The 15904-nt window shown below is 62.6% G+C and carries 20 protein-coding genes; 5 read left to right on the top strand and 15 right to left on the bottom strand.

What is annotated here, in order from left to right; translation table 11 throughout:
* Window positions 1-10: 10 nt before the first annotated feature.
* Window positions 11-556 carry a peptidoglycan-binding domain-containing protein gene (locus FHS84_RS03880; RefSeq protein WP_166930590.1) on the bottom strand — a complete coding sequence of 182 codons (546 nt, stop codon included), beginning with the start codon at window positions 554-556 and terminating at the stop codon, window positions 11-13.
* A gap of 62 nt (window positions 557-618) precedes the next feature.
* A complete protein-coding gene (locus FHS84_RS03885) occupies window positions 619-1176 on the bottom strand; it encodes a GNAT family N-acetyltransferase (RefSeq protein ID WP_166930592.1) in 558 nt (185 codons plus the stop codon).
* A 401-nt stretch (window positions 1177-1577) separates the two neighbouring features.
* Here FHS84_RS03885 and FHS84_RS03890 point away from each other — a divergent pair, with 401 nt between their 5' ends.
* Window positions 1578-1976, top strand: a complete 399-nt coding sequence (locus FHS84_RS03890) for an endonuclease domain-containing protein (protein WP_166930594.1) — start codon at window positions 1578-1580, stop codon at window positions 1974-1976.
* 203 nt (window positions 1977-2179) lie between these two features.
* Here FHS84_RS03890 and FHS84_RS03895 read toward each other — a convergent pair whose 3' ends face one another.
* The 4 genes from FHS84_RS03895 to FHS84_RS03910 all read right to left on the bottom strand — a co-directional run bounded on the left by FHS84_RS03895 (window position 2180) and on the right by FHS84_RS03910 (window position 6212).
* Window positions 2180-2572: a hypothetical protein gene (locus FHS84_RS03895; protein WP_166930596.1), complete on the bottom strand. Its 393-nt coding sequence runs from the start codon at window positions 2570-2572 to the stop codon at window positions 2180-2182.
* An 18-nt stretch (window positions 2573-2590) separates the two neighbouring features.
* Window positions 2591-4123, bottom strand: a complete 1533-nt coding sequence (locus tag FHS84_RS03900; RefSeq protein ID WP_166930598.1) for an acyl-CoA carboxylase subunit beta — start codon at window positions 4121-4123, stop codon at window positions 2591-2593.
* Window positions 4124-4374: 251 nt separating this feature from the next.
* Entirely contained in the window at window positions 4375-5061 is a 687-nt protein-coding gene (locus FHS84_RS03905; protein WP_166930600.1) for an ATP12 family chaperone protein, read from the bottom strand.
* A complete protein-coding gene (locus FHS84_RS03910) occupies window positions 5058-6212 on the bottom strand; it encodes an RluA family pseudouridine synthase (protein ID WP_166930602.1) in 1155 nt (384 codons plus the stop codon). Before FHS84_RS03910 ends, FHS84_RS03905 begins: the two co-directional genes overlap by 4 nt.
* A 74-nt stretch (window positions 6213-6286) precedes the next feature.
* Between FHS84_RS03910 and crcB the strand changes: the two genes are divergently transcribed.
* The 3 genes from crcB to FHS84_RS03925 all read left to right on the top strand — a co-directional run bounded on the left by crcB (window position 6287) and on the right by FHS84_RS03925 (window position 7324).
* A complete protein-coding gene (gene crcB / locus FHS84_RS03915) occupies window positions 6287-6694 on the top strand; it encodes a fluoride efflux transporter CrcB (RefSeq protein WP_166930604.1) in 408 nt (135 codons plus the stop codon).
* A gap of 2 nt (window positions 6695-6696) precedes the next feature.
* Complete coding sequence (locus tag FHS84_RS03920; RefSeq protein WP_166930606.1) at window positions 6697-7065, top strand: DUF190 domain-containing protein; 369 nt, start codon at window positions 6697-6699, stop codon at window positions 7063-7065.
* A 100-nt stretch (window positions 7066-7165) separates the two neighbouring features.
* Window positions 7166-7324 (top strand): hypothetical protein, encoded by a 159-nt coding sequence (locus tag FHS84_RS03925; RefSeq protein ID WP_166930609.1) that lies wholly within the window; start codon window positions 7166-7168, stop codon window positions 7322-7324.
* Between the two features lie 30 nt (window positions 7325-7354).
* Here FHS84_RS03925 and FHS84_RS03930 read toward each other — a convergent pair whose 3' ends face one another.
* Window positions 7355-7879, bottom strand: a complete 525-nt coding sequence (locus FHS84_RS03930; protein WP_166930612.1) for a hypothetical protein — start codon at window positions 7877-7879, stop codon at window positions 7355-7357.
* Between the two features lie 89 nt (window positions 7880-7968).
* A complete protein-coding gene (locus tag FHS84_RS03935) occupies window positions 7969-9276 on the bottom strand; it encodes a replication-associated recombination protein A (protein WP_166930615.1) in 1308 nt (435 codons plus the stop codon).
* Between the two features lie 159 nt (window positions 9277-9435).
* On the opposite strand from FHS84_RS03935, the gene FHS84_RS03940 reads away from it, so the two are divergent.
* Window positions 9436-9690: a con-10 family general stress protein gene (locus tag FHS84_RS03940; RefSeq protein WP_166930618.1), complete on the top strand. Its 255-nt coding sequence runs from the start codon at window positions 9436-9438 to the stop codon at window positions 9688-9690.
* Window positions 9691-9743: 53 nt separating this feature from the next.
* On the opposite strand, the gene FHS84_RS03945 is transcribed toward FHS84_RS03940, so the two are convergent.
* The 7 genes from FHS84_RS03945 to secY all read right to left on the bottom strand — a co-directional run bounded on the left by FHS84_RS03945 (window position 9744) and on the right by secY (window position 15899).
* The gene (locus FHS84_RS03945; RefSeq protein ID WP_166930627.1) at window positions 9744-11195 is read right to left on the bottom strand and encodes a Do family serine endopeptidase; all 1452 of its coding nucleotides are present in this window, start codon (window positions 11193-11195) and stop codon (window positions 9744-9746) included.
* Window positions 11196-11378: 183 nt separating this feature from the next.
* Window positions 11379-11798, bottom strand: a complete 420-nt coding sequence (rplQ, locus tag FHS84_RS03950) for a 50S ribosomal protein L17 (protein ID WP_166930630.1) — start codon at window positions 11796-11798, stop codon at window positions 11379-11381.
* Between the two features lie 57 nt (window positions 11799-11855).
* The gene (locus FHS84_RS03955; RefSeq protein ID WP_166930632.1) at window positions 11856-12875 is read right to left on the bottom strand and encodes a DNA-directed RNA polymerase subunit alpha; all 1020 of its coding nucleotides are present in this window, start codon (window positions 12873-12875) and stop codon (window positions 11856-11858) included.
* Window positions 12876-13011: 136 nt separating this feature from the next.
* Window positions 13012-13410: a 30S ribosomal protein S11 gene (gene rpsK, locus FHS84_RS03960; RefSeq protein ID WP_166930636.1), complete on the bottom strand. Its 399-nt coding sequence runs from the start codon at window positions 13408-13410 to the stop codon at window positions 13012-13014.
* Between the two features lies 1 nt (window position 13411).
* Window positions 13412-13789 carry a 30S ribosomal protein S13 gene (gene rpsM, locus FHS84_RS03965; protein ID WP_166930638.1) on the bottom strand — a complete coding sequence of 126 codons (378 nt, stop codon included), beginning with the start codon at window positions 13787-13789 and terminating at the stop codon, window positions 13412-13414.
* Between the two features lie 179 nt (window positions 13790-13968).
* The gene (locus FHS84_RS03970; RefSeq protein WP_166930640.1) at window positions 13969-14574 is read right to left on the bottom strand and encodes an adenylate kinase; all 606 of its coding nucleotides are present in this window, start codon (window positions 14572-14574) and stop codon (window positions 13969-13971) included.
* Entirely contained in the window at window positions 14571-15899 is a 1329-nt protein-coding gene (gene secY, locus FHS84_RS03975) for a preprotein translocase subunit SecY (RefSeq protein WP_166930642.1), read from the bottom strand. Before secY ends, FHS84_RS03970 begins: the two co-directional genes overlap by 4 nt.
* Window positions 15900-15904: the final 5 nt, after the last annotated feature.

Consider the following 15904-nt stretch of genomic DNA (forward strand, 5'->3'; position numbering starts at 1 on the left):
TCGGCGAACGCTAGTGCCCGTCGTCGCTCCAGTGCGGCGGATCGGTCGCGAGCTTGATGACACCGAACGTCGCGCCGATCTTGGCGACTTCGGGATTGGTGCCGTCGCGCGGCTCGGTCAGCACGTAATGCACGTTGCCGTCGAAATCGCGTACGCTGAGCCGGCCCTGCCACGCGATCGTCATGTCGACGGCGCGGCCGAAGATATGGCGGCTCTTCAGCGACGGCAGGAACTGCAGGCCGTAGCATTCGGCCATCGCTGCCGCTGCGGCTTTGGCATCGCGCACGTTGCCGCCATGCGTCCAGTCGATGCCGATGCCGTCCATCGCAGGCACCGCCGCGGGCGCCTGAGACAGGTTGGCGATCATCCAGCACCAATGCATCAGATAGGCGCGTTCCGGCGGCCGCAACGTCGCCTGCACATCGACCTGCGCCCCGCCCCGCTGCAACGCCGAGACAAACGCCCACACCTTGCCGCGCCAATCCGGATGAAGATCGTCGATCGACCGGCTGCCGGTAAAACGCGCACACCATTCGGGCCCGCTGAATTCGGCCATGACTGCACCCCCAAGTGCCGAAAAGCGAGGCACCATAGCGTGATTCTGGCCGGCGGCTGCGCTCAATTGGTTGGGACACCAACAATCCCACCGCGCGGCGGGCGCTTCATCACCAGCGTCGCTTCGTCTTTGTAGATTGTTTCGTGCGAGCGTACGAAACCGCACTTTTCCGCCACCCGGATCGACGGCACGTTTTCCGGCACCATGATACAAAACACTTCGCTGCCCAACTGCCGGTCCATCCAGGCGAGCGCGGCGCGCGTCGCTTCGGTGGCATAGCCGTGGCCGTGAAAGCGTGCCGCCAGCGACCAGCCCGCCTCGGGCAAGTCGTCGATGCGAGGCTTCATCTCGCGCCGGACCTCGAAGGCGCCGGTCATCCCGACATACGCGCCGCTCACCTTCTCCTCGATGGCGAAGATGCCGTAGCCGCGCACCGCCCACATGCCGAAGCCTTTCAGGAACCGCGCCCAGGCGTCTTCGCGGCTCATCGGCTCGCCGTGGAAATAGCGCTGGACCACCGGGTCCTGCCACATCGCCAGCATGCTTTCGAAATCGGCCTCGCGGTGGCCGCGCAGGATCAGGCGGTCGGTTTCGAGGGTCGGAATGGCGAGATCAATCATGGGTTTGACGGCTCAGTTCGGCAGCTTCAGCAAGATAATTGTTTTGCGGAATTGCGCGATACCCCTGGGGGGAGAGCGGATGTGCAGAAAACGCAGAAACCGGAATTCAAATCGACAAAATCGGCATCAAGCGATTGAGCGGCAATGACAATCGCTCTGCGATTTCAGCCACGGAAGCCCGCTCATTCCCGGAACCTGCAACAGACACGCAGCTTCAAGCGGCCGGATGTCGGGACGCCTGTCTGGAAATATGGTGACGGTTTGGCGGACGGCAAGGCCTCACCGAACGCCTTGCGCTAATCTTTCCTCCCCTGCGGTGCTGCGGCCGTCCAAATTGCAAGATGCCCGGACAGCGGGGGAGGTGGATTGCAGCGTAGCTGCAAGACGGAGGGGGGACCGCAATGCGCGAAAACGAAACCGGTGCGCGCAACTTCGCCAAGTCTTTGCGCCGCCGCATGACGGAAGCCGAGACCATTCTCTGGTCACGCCTTCGCACCTGGCGCGATGGCGGCTGCATCTTTCGCCGCCAGCATCCTATCGGTCCCTACATTGCCGATTTCGCGTGCATGAAAGCGAAACTTGTCATCGAACTCGACGGCGAACAACACAGCGATGACGCCCATCGCCCGCACGATCTGCGCCGGGACGCGTTTCTGCAGAAGCATGGCTGGCGCGTGATCCGCATACCCAACGAGCGGGTTTATACCAAGCTCGGCGAAGTCCTCGATATGATCGGCGAACTCACAGTCCCCCCTCCGTCTCGCGGCTCACGCCGCGATCCACCTCCCCCGCTATCCTGAAACTGTGCGGCGCCATCGGCAGAGCACCGCGGGGGAGGAAAGATCGAGCGTAAATCTTCCGGTATTGTTTAATTCACGCGGAGACGCGGAGGGAGCATCGCTTGCTGGATTAAGATCGCACATTTTGAGCCGTAGAGTAGACTAGCGCACTCTCTCCGCGTCTCCGCGTCTCCGCGTGAAATTCTCTTGTCCTTTTTGACCAGCTATTTGCGAACGCGAATAACCCAGCCCACAATCAGTGCAGTAACTGCGAACGCAAGAAAGCCTATAGCGGGCATTTCATTGGAGAGTAGCCGCACTTCGCGGGGGACAAATTTCGAGTACCCGAACGCCCAAATCGCTCCCGCGGCTAGCAAACCGTACTGCCATTTTCTGGCTCTGTCGAACGGCTCACTTTCATGCTCCTGCCACGCGACATTGCCGAAACACCAAACAACGAACGCCATGTTCACTATGTCCGCCGTGAGCCCGGAACATTCAATGCGCGATGTGAGCCCCTCAAGGAAATGTGGCCTCGAACTAAAAATCAACACCAGTGCCGAGAGGATAAATCCCAAAATGGCAGAAGCTATTTCCGCAAATCGGCGTTTCGACATTTTGCCCCCCTCCACAATCTACAACGGCTCGTTCCCGTGTTTCTTCCACACCGCCGGCACGTCCTTGTTGCGCAGCATCCGTAGCGCGCCGGCGACGCGTTTGCGGGTGTTGTGCGGGCGGATGACTTCGTCGACCCAGCCGCGCGACGCGGCGATGAAGGGGTTGAGGAACTTGTCCTCGTATTCCTTGGTGCGCGCGGCGAGCGCTTCGGGATCGCCGGCGTCTTTGCGGAAAATGATTTCCACCGCGCCCTTCGCGCCCATCACGGCGATCTCGGCCCACGGCCAGGCATAGGTGACGTCGCCGCGTAAATGCTTTGAGGCCATCACCAGATAAGCGCCGCCATAGGCCTTGCGGGTGATGATGGTGACCTTCGGCACCGTCGCTTCGGTGTAGGCATACAAGAGCTTGGCGCCGTGCTTGATGATGCCGCCATGCTCCTGGGCCGTGCCGGGCAGAAAGCCGGGCACATCGACGAAGGTCACGATCGGAATGTTGAAGCAGTCGCAGAAGCGCACGAAGCGCGCCGCCTTGCGCGAGGCGTCGGCATCGAGCACGCCCGCCAGCACCAGCGGCTGATTGGCGACGAAGCCGACCGTGTTGCCTTCGATGCGGCCGAAACCGGTGATGATGTTCTTGGCGAACTCGGCGCCGATCTCGAAGAACTCGCCCTCGTCCGCGACCTTCAGGACCAGCTCGCGCATGTCGTAAGGCTTGTTCGGCGTCTCCGGCACCAGGGTGTCGAGCGACATCTCCACCCGGTCGTAGACGTCTTCGGTCGGAATATGCGGCGGCTTATCGCGATTGTTGAGCGGCAGGAAATCATACAGCCGCCGGATTTCCTCGAGGCAGATGATATCGTTCTCGTAAGCACCGTCGGCGACCGACGATTTGGTGGTGTGTACCTTGGCGCCGCCGAGCGTCTCCGGCGTGACATCCTCGTGCGTGACGGTGCGCGTCACGTCGGGGCCGGTGATGAACATGTAGCTCGTGCCCTGGACCATGAAGACGAAATCGGTCAAGGCCGGGGAATAGACGTCGCCGCCCGCGCACGGACCCATGATGACGGAAATCTGCGGGATCACGCCGGACGCGATGACGTTGCGCTTGAAGATCTCGCCGAACCCCGCCAACGAGGCGACGCCTTCCTGAATGCGCGCGCCGCCGGCATCGTAAAGTCCGATGATCGGCGCCTGGTTCTGCAGCGCCATATCCTGAAGCTTGCAGATCTTCTCGGCATGCGCTTCCGAGGTCGAGCCGCCGAAGACGGTGAAGTCCTTGGCGAACACATAGGCCATGCGGCCGTTGATGGTGCCCCAGCCGGTGACCACGCCGTCGCCGGGAATGCGCGTGTTGTCGGATCCGAACTCGTAATTGCGGTGCTCGACATACATGCCGAACTCTTCGAACGAGCCGGGATCGAGCAGAAGCTCGATGCGCTCGCGCGCCGTCAGCTTGCCCTTCTTGTGCTGGCCCTCGATCCTGGCTGCGCCGCCGCCGAGCCGCGCCCGCGCGCGGCGTTCTTCGAGTTCCTGGATGACGTGCTTCATGGGCGAACCCCGGAGGAAATCATGGGGAAATGTAGTGCGGGGGCATTTAACTGTCATCCCCGGCCGACCAGCCTTGCGCGAAGCGCTATGGCTGGGAGGGAAAGGGGACCCAGGAGCAGAAATCTGCACACTGGATCAAAAAATGCCGTACCTCATCCCAATCTTTTCAGAAACGCGACGACCTGGGTCCCCTTCCGTTCGCTGGTCGAATACGCTGTCGCTATCGACCGCTTGCTCAGCCGGGGATGACACTATTGCTTTGAAAGACGCAAAAAACTCTCCGCCACCTTCACTGCATCAAGCAGCCCTGCGGCGCGCTTTTCGGCTTCGGTGTCCCTGCCCCAACGTTCGACTTGAAAGCGTTCGTCGAGCTGGCTGAGACTGAACGCGGCTTCGGCGTCGAGGCGGCCTTCCGCCAGCGCCAGGGCGAGCACCAGCGAGCCGAGGATCGGCGCGACGGTCGCCAGCGCGGTGAGCGCGAACGGATCGTAGGCCTCCACCGCCCGGCGGAACGCGGCGACGGCCTCGTCGGATTGGGCGAAGTGGACGATGCCGGGACGGGTCCGCAGCCGAACGCCGTAGCGCTCGGCGGCCCAATCGAGCAGCGGATCCCATTCGGCGGACTGCATCGTCACCAGTTCGGCCGGATGCTCGGCGCGATAGCAGAGAAGATCGTTGAGGAATCCCATCACCTGCCCGATCACGCCCTCGCGCATCGGCGCCACGCGATCGAGCGCCGTGTTGGCAAGCTTGGTCAGCACCATCGCATCGGGCGCGATCTCGTCACCCTGTTCGCGCCATTCTTCGGCAATCGCTTCGGCGAACGCCAGCGTCGGTAGTTCCAGCGGCGCGCGCGCCGGCGTCTTCACCGGACGGCCATCAAGCAGAATGCGGAACGGAGCGGCGGAGACGGAGACCTCTTTGTAGAAACGCTTCATTTCTTCTTTCCGCGCGGCGGACCCGGCTTCTTGGCTCCCGACTTACTGGCGCCCGGCTTCTTGGTGCCGAACTTGCGGTCGCGGGTAATGCGACCGAAGACCTTGGGATCGGATTTTGCGGCCGCCGAACGGAACGGCTTGTATCCCGATTTCTTCGCGGCCGGTTTCTCCGGCTTGAACGAGAAGGTCTTGGGCTCGGCATCGGGATCGAAGCCGAGAGATTCGAAACTGGTGCGCATATGATCGGGCAATGGCGCGGTCACTTGCAGGCGGCCGCCGTCGGGATGGGCGATGTCGATGCAGCGGGCATGCAGATGCAGACGGTCGGCAATCATGCCGGTGCCCTTGGCGGCATCGCCGCCGTATTTGAAATCGCCAATGATGGGCGTCCCGAGAAAGGCAAGATGGACGCGGATCTGATGGGTGCGCCCGGTCACCGGCTTGGCGGCGACAAACGCAAACTCCTCGCCCGCTTCGCCCATCACCATGTAGTCGGTGATGGCGTGCTTGGACTCGTCGCTGTCGCGGACCGTCATTTTCTCGTCGCGGCCATGCGGACCGTGGCCGCCTTCCTTGAGCAGCGCCGCCTTGACGGTGCCTTGCTTCTTGGCCGGCACGCCTTTGGTCAGCGCCCAATAAATCTTCGAGGCATCGCGCTGCTGCAACGACTTGGCCAGTGCGGCGGCGGCGGGAACCGTACGCGCGATCACCAGCACGCCGGAGGTGTCGCGGTCGAGACGGTGGACCAGACGCGGACGCTGGCGCTTCTCGAACATCAGCGAGTCCAGCATGCCGTCGATGTGCTTGGTGAGGCCCGAGCCGCCTTGCGTGGCGAGGCCCGGCGGCTTGTTGAGCACGATCACCGAGGAATCCATGTAGAGGACATAGTCCTGCAAGCTGCCCTGCATCTGCGGCTGCGGCGCGCGCGGCTTCTCGGTCAGGTTGCCTTCGGTCACCAACGGCGGCAGGCGCACCATCTGACCGGCCGCCAGCCGGTCGGACGCCTTGGCGCGGCCGCCGTCGATCCGCACCTGCCCGGTGCGCAGCAGCTTTTCCAGCCGGCCGTGCGTGAGCGCCGGATAATGCCGCTTGAACCAGCGATCCAGCCGGATGCCGTCGTCGTCGCGGTCGATGCGTTGTTCGCTGGCCATTTTGGGTTGCCGTGGGGTCGCGATGGGGGTTCTAGTAGGCTTCCATAGATTCTACCAGTACCCGGAGCTTGCCCATGCCGCCTCTGCCCTTGCTCTTGCTTGTGATGGCCGGAGGCGCGCTCGGGACCGGTGCCCGCTACGCGGTTTCGGGGCTTGTGGCGGCCTCCATCGGCGAGACGTTTCCCTGGGGCACGTTGATCATCAACATCACCGGCTCGTTCATCATCGGCTTCTTCTTTACCCTGACCGCGCCGGACGGGCGGCTGTTCGTCTCCGGCGGCACCCGCCAGTTCGTGATGACCGGCTTCTGCGGCGGCTACACCACCTTCTCCTCGTTCTCGCTGCAGACCCTCAACCTGATGCGCCAAGGCGAGTGGATGGCGGCGAGCGGGAACGTCGTGGGCTCGGTCACGCTCTGCATGCTTGGGGTTTGGCTGGGCTCGCTGACCGCCGGATTCATCAACCAGTTGAAGGGTGCGTGACCATGACGAAAATTCCGTCCGACGCGAAACTCCTTCGCATCTTCTTCGGCGAGGCCGACCGCTTCGAGGGCAAGCCGCTCTACGAAGCCATCGTACTCAAGGCGCGCGAAATGGGGCTGGCGGGCGCTACCGTCCTGCGCGGGCCGATGGGGTTCGGCAAATCGAGCCGTCTGCATACCGCGAAAATCCTCCGCCTTTCGGAGGACTTGCCGCTGGTGATCGAAATCTGCGATTCCGAGGAGAAGATCGACAGCTTCCTGCCCGTGCTCGACGCCATGATGGGGTCCGGCCTGGTCACCATCGAAAAGGTCACGGTATTGCGTTACGGCGACAAAAAGCCCGCCGGCGGCCCGGCCGATCCGGCCGCATAGGGAGTTTCCCCTACGCAAAGCCCGGTAAAAATAAACCTTCCCGAAATGGATGTACTCTATCGTCCGTTACCGGACCGGCTGTGTACCAGGAGAGGTTTCTTTGAGCGCTACCAAAGACGTCGAGACCTTTCCCAAGGCCAACGTAACCAAGGCCTTCGTCGAACGCGAAAAGAACAAGCAGCTCGCCGCCGGGGCCATCATCGCCGAAATCACCGAGACCCCGACGCATTGGGTTCTGACGACCATCTGGCCCGAGTAAGTCCGCTCTCCCGCTAAGCCCGCATTCCGCTCAATCGACGCCACGCATCTCGATGGCGACCAGATTGATGAGGCTGCCGCGCCCGTCGCGCTCGATCGCAACGACGTGGAAATTCTTCTTCACACCCGCCTTGAGAACGATATCGCCCGGCTTGGGATGATCGTCGCCGCAATCGAGGCGATCGGATTTGTCGCCGGCCTTCGGCGGATACGGCTTGCCGGCCGAGCAATCCAGCACCGGTCCGTACTTGCGCAAGGCGTCGCGATAGAACGGGGCGATGCGGTCGACCGCATCGTTCGAATCCAGCTTCACGGCAACGATCTTCATGCCGAAGCTGCCGAACGCGCCGGTGATGCGGGCGGACGACTCGTCGTCCTTGCCGTCCTTATGCAGCTTGGCGCCGGGATAGAACGGCAGCCCGACATCGCGCGCGGACGCATCCGTATGGACGCCGAGGCCGAAATTGAAATCCCCGCCGAAAGCCCGCGGCACCACAGTCACGATCACCGCGACAACCACCACCGCGCCATAGACCGTCCACCAGAACTTGTTCATCCGCGACTCCCGCTTCGATGCCGGCGGGATTGAAACCCAAGCCTTTGGCCAATGCGATAGTGTAGAAATAAAATAGCGCCCGCCGCCGATCACGATTCCGCGCGCTTGGCCCGGAGCTTGGCCCAGTAATCCAGGCGCTTCTGGATCTCACGTTCGAAACCGACTTCCCGCGGCTGGTAGTACTGCTCGCGCGCCATGCCGTCGGGGAAATAGTTCTGGCCCGAAAAGCCGTCTTCGGTATCGGGATCGTATTGATAGCCGGAGCCGTAACCGAGATTCTTCATCATCTTGGTCGGCGCATTAAGGATATGGGCCGGCGGCATCAGCGAGCCATGATCGGACGCGGCGCGGCGGGCCGCCCCCAATGCCTTATAGACGCCGGTCGATTTGGGCGCGGTGGCGAGATAGACCACGCATTGGGCCAGCGCCAACTCGCCTTCCGGCGAGCCGAGGAAATCGAACACGTCCTTGGCGGCAACCGCCTGCACCACCGCTTGCGGATCGGCGAGCCCGATGTCTTCCACGCTCATGCGCACCAGACGGCGGGCGATGTACAGCGGGTGCTCGCCGCCCGCCAGCATGCGCGCCAGCCAGTAGAGCGCCGCATCGGGATCGGAGCCGCGCACCGATTTATGCAGCGCCGAGATCAGATTGTAATGCTCCTCGCGGCTCTTGTCGTAGATCGGGGCGCGGCGCTGCACCGCTTCCACCAGCGCGGCGGGATCGAGCGGCTTCACCACCTTCAGCGCGGTGACTTCCTCGGCGAGATTGAGGAGATAACGCCCGTCGCCGTCGGCCATCGCCTTCAGGGTCGAGCGGGCGTCGTCGTCAAGCGGAAGGCTTTCACCGGTGTGGGCTTCGACACGACGGAGCAGGGTTTCGAGCGCGGCGTCGTCGAGACGATGCAGCACCAGCACCTGGGCGCGGCTGAGAAGCGCGCCGTTGAGTTCGAATGACGGGTTTTCGGTGGTGGCGCCGACCAGAACGACGGTGCCGTCTTCGACCACCGGCAGGAACGAGTCCTGCTGGCTGCGGTTGAAGCGATGGATTTCGTCGATGAACAGCAGCGTGCCCTGCCCGATGCGGCGGCGCTGACGGGCGGCGTCGAAGGTCTTCTTCAGATCGGCGACGCCGGAGAAGACCGCCGACAACTGCTCGAAATGAAGGTTGAAGGCGGTAGACAACAGCCGCGAGATGGTGGTCTTGCCGGTGCCCGGCGGACCCCACAACACGATCGAATGCGGCCTGCTCGCCGCCACCATGCGGCCGATGGGCCCCTCGGGGCCGATCAGATGATCCTGGCCGACTACTTCGGCGAGCGTTTTCGGGCGCAAACGGTCGGCCAAAGGCCGTGGTGCGCCATCATCCAAACCAGCGGACTCGAAGAGATCGGACATGGGCGCATACTATAAAGCTACACGCTCCAACCGCAAACTAGAGCGCAGCAGTTGCCCTCGCGCTGCAAAAAAACACCATGCAACGGTCGGCTCCCAGGAGGCGTTATCGACTTGAGGTGCGGCGGAAGGACCCGCCTCGAAAGCAAAGGAGATAACGATATGGCTGACAAGAACGAAGATAACAGCAACACCTCGAGCCGCGGCTTTGCCGGCATGGATCCCAACAAGCAGCATGAGATCGCCAGCAAAGGCGGCAAAAGCGTCCCGGACGAGAAGCGCTCGTTTTCGAAAGACCATGGACTGGCCTCCGAAGCAGGTCAGAAGGGCGGCGAAAACGTTCCCGACGAAAAGCGTTCGTTTTCAAAAGACCACGACCTCGCCTCAGAAGCTGGCAAAAAGGGTGGTCAGCGCTAACTCCGACGTAGCTCAAGATACCCTGCCGCCTGACAGCGGCGGGGTATTTTGCTTCAACCATCCACCGTCAGGCTCAACCGCCGGCCGCCGCGGTCGATCACCAGGTCCCAATGGCGGGTTCCTTCCAGCATGCGCTTGAGAGCGCCGACGTCGTTGACCGGGCGGCCGTTGATCGAGCGCACGATATCGCCAGGCTGGAAACCGTATTGCGCCGCGAAGCCGCCGCCGACCGCGCGGATCACCACGCCTTTGGCGAACAGGTTCATCTGCAGATCGAGCGCGACCGCAGGCGACAGGTTTTCGACCCGCACGCCGTTCAGCGGATTGCGGCCGCCGATGGTGGTGGAATTGCGCGGCGGACTTTCGGGCGGCAAAGACAGGCGAATGGTCGCCTCGCGCCAGTGGCCGTCGGAGAACACCTTGGCCTTCACGCTCTCGCCCGCCTTGTGCGTAGCGACGCGATAATTCAGCGCCTGCATATCGCCGACTTCGCCGTTGTCGATTGCGGCGATCACATCGCCGGTGTGAAGCCCGGCCTGCGCCGCCGGACCGCCGGGATAGACGGTCTTGAGCAACACGCCCTGCGGCCGCCCGAGCTTCATCGCATTGGCGATCTCGGCGGTCACAGGCTGGCCGTCGGCGCCGACCCAGGGGAAGCGCACGCTGCCGGTGGCCGCACCCTCGACAACGCGCCGCGCCAGATTAGACGGAATGGCGAAGCCGATGCCGACGTTGCCGCCGGACGGCGACACGATGGCGGTGTTGATGCCGGCGAGCTTGCCGTCGGTCGTCACCAGCGCGCCGCCGGAATTGCCCGGATTGATGGCCGCATCGGTCTGAATGAAGAACTGGTAGTTCGAGGCGTCGGAATTGGCGCGCGCCAGCGCCGACACGATGCCCATGGTGACGGTCTGGCCGACGCCGAAGGGATCGCCAATGGCGAGTACGACATCGCCGACCGAGAGCGAATCCGAATTGCCGAATTCGACCACCGGCAGGCGCTCGCCGTGGGTGTCGATCTTCAAAACGGCGAGGTCGGTGCGCGGATCGGAGATCTGCACCTTGGCCTTGAATTCGCGCTTGTCGTTGAGCGACACGACGACGTCCTGGCCGCCCTGGATGACGTGGTTGTTGGTCAGGATCAATCCGTCGGCGCGCACGATCACGCCGGAGCCGAGCGACTGCTGCACCCGCTTCTGCTGCTGCGGATTGAGGCCGAAGAAGCGCTGGAAGAACGGATCGTTGAAGAACGGATTGGCCGGCGCCTGCACCACGCTGCGCGAATAGACGTTGACCACGGCGGGCGCAACGCGCTTGACCACCGGCGCGAACGAGAGCTGCACCTGGCTCATGCTGCGCGGCACTTCGCGGCTCTGCACCGGCATCTGCTGGGGGGCCGGCATTGCCTTCTTCGCCGGGGGCTGTGCCGCCGGCGCGGTGAAGCTGTAGAGCGCTCCGCCGAGGAGCACGAACGCGGCGACCCCAATCAAACCGCTGCGATGCATTTTCACTGCCTCCATGATCCGCGTCAGGACCGCCCCCGGTCCCGTTGCAGGCTCGCTGTCCGGATTATTGCTCACGCCGATGCACTCGCCAACTTACGCAAATGAAAGCGTGTAGTGAAAAAAGCAAAAGGGCGCTCCGTCGCCGGACCGCCCTCGCCTGAACTCTCGCGAAATCAAGCCAGCTTACGCTTCGGCTTCTTCTTCCGCGGTGACCACCGGGCCGGAATCCTTGCCCTTGGCCTCGACGTCACGGTCGATGAATTCGATCACCGCCATGGCGGCGTTGTCGCCGTGCCGGAAACCAGCCTTGAGCACGCGCGTGTAGCCGCCCGGACGGCCGGCATAACGCGGCCCGAGGACGTCGAACAGCTTCTTGACCTGATCGAGGTCCCGCACGGTCGAGATCGCCTGCCGGCGGGCATGCAGATCGTTGCGGCGAGACAGCGTCACCAGCTTCTCGATGATGGGGCGAATTTCCTTCGCCTTGGGCAACGTCGTGGTGATCTGCTCATGCTTGATGAGCGCCGCCGCCATGTTCGCGAACATGGCCGTGCGGTGTTGTGCTTTCATGCCGAGCTTACGGCCGGAGTTGCGATGGCGCATTGTCTTCTACCCCTGGAAAAACTACCCGCTCTCGCAAGGCGCGAGAGCGGGAAACGATTAGTACTGGTCCTCGTACCGCTTGGCGAGGTCTTCGATATTCTCCGGCGGCCAGCCCGGCACTTCCATGCCGAGATGCAGGCCCATTTCGGCCAGCACCGCCTTGATCTCGTTCAGCGACTTGCGGCCGAAGTTCGGTGTACGGAGCATTTCCGCTTCCGTCTTCTGGATGAGGTCGCCGATGTAGACGATGTTGTCGTTCTTGAGGCAGTTCGCCGAACGCACCGACAGCTCGAGCTCGTCGACCTTCTTGAGAAGGACCGGATTGAAAGCGAGATCGGGCTTGGCTTCCTCGGTAACGCGCTCGCGCGGTTCCTCGAAGTTGATGAAGACCTGGAGCTGGTCCTGCAGGATGCGCGCGGCATAAGCCACGGCGTTATCCGGCGTCAGCGCACCGTTGGTCTCGACCGTCAGAGTCAGCTTGTCGTAGTCGAGGATCTGGCCCTCACGGGTGTTCTCGACCTTGTACGACACCTTCTTGACCGGCGAGAACAGGCTGTCGACCGGGATCAATCCGATCGGCGCGTCCTCGGGACGGTTGCGGTCGGCCGGGACATAGCCCTTGCCGGTGGCGACCGTCAGTTCCATGCGGAACTCGACTTTGTCATCCAGCGTGCAGATCACGAGATCCGGATTGAGGACCTCGACGTCCGCGATCGCGGCGATCTGGCCGGCCGTGACTTCGCCGGGGCCGGTGGCCTTCAGCGACAGCCGCTTGGGACCGTCGGCATGCAGCTTCAACGCAATCTGCTTGACGTTGAGCACGATGTCGGTGACGTCCTCGCGGACGCCGGCGATCGAGGAGAATTCATGCAGCACGCCCTCGATCTGAATCGAGGTCACGGCGGCACCCTGGAGCGACGAGAGCAGAACGCGGCGCAGCGCGTTGCCCAGCGTCAGGCCGAAACCGCGTTCGAGCGGCTCCGCGACGATGACCGCATAGCGGCCCGCATCCTGCCCCGCAGTATCGATGCGAAGCTTCTGCGGCTTAATCAGTTCTTGCCAATTCTTCTGAAACACTTCTTTTGCCTCATCGTTTCCCGGACGTGTCGGATCACGCCCATTGCGTTCGACGGGTACTCACTCTCCGAACTTTACTCGTTGGGTGCAGGCCCGGAAAAACGGGCACCGCACCCAATGAAACTCTCAACGCAAATCAGACGCGACGGCGCTTCGGCGGACGGCAGCCGTTGTGCGGGATCGGCGTCACGTCGCGGATGCTGGTCACGACCAGACCGACGGTCTGCAGCGCGCGCAGCGCGGATTCACGTCCCGAACCGGGGCCCGAAACTTCGACTTCGAGGGTACGCATGCCGTGCTCGACGGCCTTCTTGCCGGCGTCTTCGGCCGCAACCTGCGCCGCATACGGCGTCGACTTGCGCGAACCCTTGAAGCCCATCATGCCGGCGCTCGACCAGGAAATCGCATTTCCCGCCGTGTCGGTGATGGTGATGATCGTATTGTTGAAGGTCGCAGCAACGTGCGCAACGCCGACGACGACGTTCTTCTTTTCCTTCTTGCGGGCGCGCGGCGCCTTCTTCTCGGGAGCGGCCATTTTACTTCGTCACCTTCTTCTTGCCGGCGATGGCGCGGGCGGGACCCTTGCGGGTGCGCGCGTTCGTGTGGGTGCGCTGGCCGCGGACCGGCAGGTTTTTGCGATGGCGCAGACCGCGATAGCAGCCCAAATCCATCAGCCGTTTGATGTTCATCGCAACTTCGCGGCGCAGGTCGCCTTCCACGAGGTAGTCGCGGTCGATCGTTTCACGGATCTGGATGACTTCGGCGTCGGTCAGGTCGTGGACACGGCGCGTCGGGTCGATGCCCGTCTTCGCGCAGATCTCCTTGGCCTTTTGCGGGCCAATGCCATGGATATAGCGCAGGCCGATCCAGACCTGCTTCTGTGTCGGAATATTAACGCCGGCAATGCGTGCCACGGGTCTTCTCCAAACGGGCTCATGCCCGCAATTCTGTTCCAAACGTCCGAGTCTCTCAAAACCGAAGCACAAAAAAGCCAAGGCCTTGAGAAACCTAGATTTCTCAACCGCAGGGGCGCGGATTATATTGATGCGCACCCCTCAGTCAACCGGCCCCATTTCTGGGGTATTACAACCACTTAGCCGCAGCCACAGCAGCAACCCTTGTGGCCTGCCTTCTCGATCACGTCGTCAATTGCCTTGGTCACTTCGACGATCGGCAGCATGCCGTCGACGGTCACGAGCTTGCCCTGCTTCTTATAATACTCGAGCAGCGGGGCGGTATTCTGATGGTAAACCTTGAGACGGTTGGCAAGCGTCTCGGGATTGTCGTCGGCACGCGCCACCCCGCCCGACTGGGCGATGCGGGCCTTCACGCGCTCGATCAAAACTTCGTCGGCGACCTTGAGCTCGATCACGAGATCGATCTTCTTGTCGCGCTGCTTCAGCATGCCGTCGAGAGCTTCCGCCTGCGGAATGGTGCGCGGGAAACCGTCGAAGATGGCGCCCTTGGCGCAATCCGGCTGGTCGTAACGCTCGCCGATGATGCCGATCACGATATCGTCGGACACCAGATTGCCGGCGGCCATGACGGCCTGGCACCTCTTACCGAGCTCGGTGCCCGCCGCAATCGCCGCGCGCAGCATGTCGCCGGTGGAAAGCTGGACCCAGCCGTTCTTTTCCTGAAGCAGCTTCGCCTGCGTGCCTTTACCGGAGCCCGGAGGCCCAAAGATTACGAGATTCACCGACGTGCTCCCCTCAACTTAGCCTTTTTTATCAGTCCTTCGTACTGCGAGGCGATCAGATGGCTTTGAATCTGCGCCACGGTGTCCATTGTCACGCTGACGACGATCAGGATCGACGTTCCGCCGAGCGCGAAGGAAAGGTTGTTCTGCCACATGAACTCAGGGATCAGGCACACGACGGCCAGGTAAAGCGAGCCGACGACGGTGCAACGCGTGAGCACGTAGTCAATGTATTCCGCAGTCTTCTTGCCGGGGCGGATACCGGGGATGAAGCCGCCGTACTTCTTCAGGTTCTCGGCCGTCTCTTCCGGATTGAAGACGATCGAGGTGTAGAAGAACGCAAAGAAGATGATCATCGCGCCGTACAGGAACAGATAGAGCGGCTGGCCGCGGCTGATCAGCTGGATGATGGTGGTCGCCCAATCGGGCAGGCTCGCCGCGTTGAACTGCGCAACCGTCATCGGCATGAGCAGGATCGACGAAGCGAAAATCGGCGGAATAACGCCGGAAACATTGAGCTTCAGCGGCAGATGCGAGGACTCGCCGCCGAACATGCGCTGGCCGACCTGACGCTTGGGATACTGTACCAAGAGGCGGCGCTGGGCGCGCTCGAAGAACACGATCGCCATCACCAGAACGATGGCAAACGCCACGATGCCGACCAGGACCAGAGGATTGAGGGCGCCGGTTCGCGCCGCTTCCAACTCCGTCCCGAGAATCTGCGGGAACCGCGCCACGATGCCGGCGAAGATGATGAGCGAGATGCCGTTGCCGACGCCGCGGCTGGTGATCTGCTCGCCGATCCACATCAAGAGCATCGTACCGCCGGTCAGCGTAACGACCGTGGTCAGACGGAAGAACAGGCCGGGCTCGAGCACGATGCCCTGCCCGTGTTCCAGACCGACGGCGATCGCGAAGGCCTGGACTGCGGCCAACACCACGGTGCCGTACCGGGTATACTGGTTGATGACCTTCTGGCCCGCCGCGCCCTCTTTCTTCAGGGCTTCCAGCTCGGGGAACACCGTCGTCATCAACTGCATGATGATCGACGCCGAGATGTACGGCATGATGCCGAGGGCAAAGATGGCCATGCGGCTGACGGCGCCGCCGGCCAGGGTATTGAAGATGTCGAGGAGACCGCCGCCCTGCTGGTTGATGAACCGCGCCATCCCCGCCGGGTCGATGCCCGGCATCGGGATGTAGGTGCCCAGACGGGTGATGATCAACGCCCCCAGCGTGAACAACAGACGCTGCTTCAGCTCCTTCGCCTTGGCGAAGTTGCTGAAATTGAAGTTTTGCGCAAGTTGTTCAGCAGCTGACGGCATCATCT

This window comes from Rhizomicrobium electricum (assembly GCF_011762045.1).
GTDB lineage: Bacteria > Pseudomonadota > Alphaproteobacteria > Micropepsales > Micropepsaceae > Rhizomicrobium > Rhizomicrobium electricum.

Excerpts from the sequence above, each read along its gene's own strand:
- FHS84_RS03880 (WP_166930590.1), bottom strand. The coding sequence starts at position 556 with ATGGCCGAATTCAGCGGGCCCGAATGGTGTGCGCGTTTTACCGGCAGC.
- FHS84_RS03885 (WP_166930592.1), bottom strand. The coding sequence starts at position 1,176 with ATGATTGATCTCGCCATTCCGACCCTCGAAACCGACCGCCTGATCCTG.
- FHS84_RS03890 (WP_166930594.1), top strand. The coding sequence starts at position 1,578 with ATGCGCGAAAACGAAACCGGTGCGCGCAACTTCGCCAAGTCTTTGCGC.
- FHS84_RS03895 (WP_166930596.1), bottom strand. The coding sequence starts at position 2,572 with ATGTCGAAACGCCGATTTGCGGAAATAGCTTCTGCCATTTTGGGATTT.
- FHS84_RS03900 (WP_166930598.1), bottom strand. The coding sequence starts at position 4,123 with ATGAAGCACGTCATCCAGGAACTCGAAGAACGCCGCGCGCGGGCGCGG.
- FHS84_RS03905 (WP_166930600.1), bottom strand. The coding sequence starts at position 5,061 with ATGAAGCGTTTCTACAAAGAGGTCTCCGTCTCCGCCGCTCCGTTCCGC.
- FHS84_RS03910 (WP_166930602.1), bottom strand. The coding sequence starts at position 6,212 with ATGGCCAGCGAACAACGCATCGACCGCGACGACGACGGCATCCGGCTG.
- crcB (WP_166930604.1), top strand. The coding sequence starts at position 6,287 with ATGCCGCCTCTGCCCTTGCTCTTGCTTGTGATGGCCGGAGGCGCGCTC.
- FHS84_RS03920 (WP_166930606.1), top strand. The coding sequence starts at position 6,697 with ATGACGAAAATTCCGTCCGACGCGAAACTCCTTCGCATCTTCTTCGGC.
- FHS84_RS03930 (WP_166930612.1), bottom strand. The coding sequence starts at position 7,879 with ATGAACAAGTTCTGGTGGACGGTCTATGGCGCGGTGGTGGTTGTCGCG.
- FHS84_RS03935 (WP_166930615.1), bottom strand. The coding sequence starts at position 9,276 with ATGTCCGATCTCTTCGAGTCCGCTGGTTTGGATGATGGCGCACCACGG.
- FHS84_RS03940 (WP_166930618.1), top strand. The coding sequence starts at position 9,436 with ATGGCTGACAAGAACGAAGATAACAGCAACACCTCGAGCCGCGGCTTT.
- FHS84_RS03945 (WP_166930627.1), bottom strand. The coding sequence starts at position 11,195 with ATGCATCGCAGCGGTTTGATTGGGGTCGCCGCGTTCGTGCTCCTCGGC.
- rplQ (WP_166930630.1), bottom strand. The coding sequence starts at position 11,798 with ATGCGCCATCGCAACTCCGGCCGTAAGCTCGGCATGAAAGCACAACAC.
- rpsK (WP_166930636.1), bottom strand. The coding sequence starts at position 13,410 with ATGGCCGCTCCCGAGAAGAAGGCGCCGCGCGCCCGCAAGAAGGAAAAG.
- secY (WP_166930642.1), bottom strand. The coding sequence starts at position 15,899 with ATGCCGTCAGCTGCTGAACAACTTGCGCAAAACTTCAATTTCAGCAAC.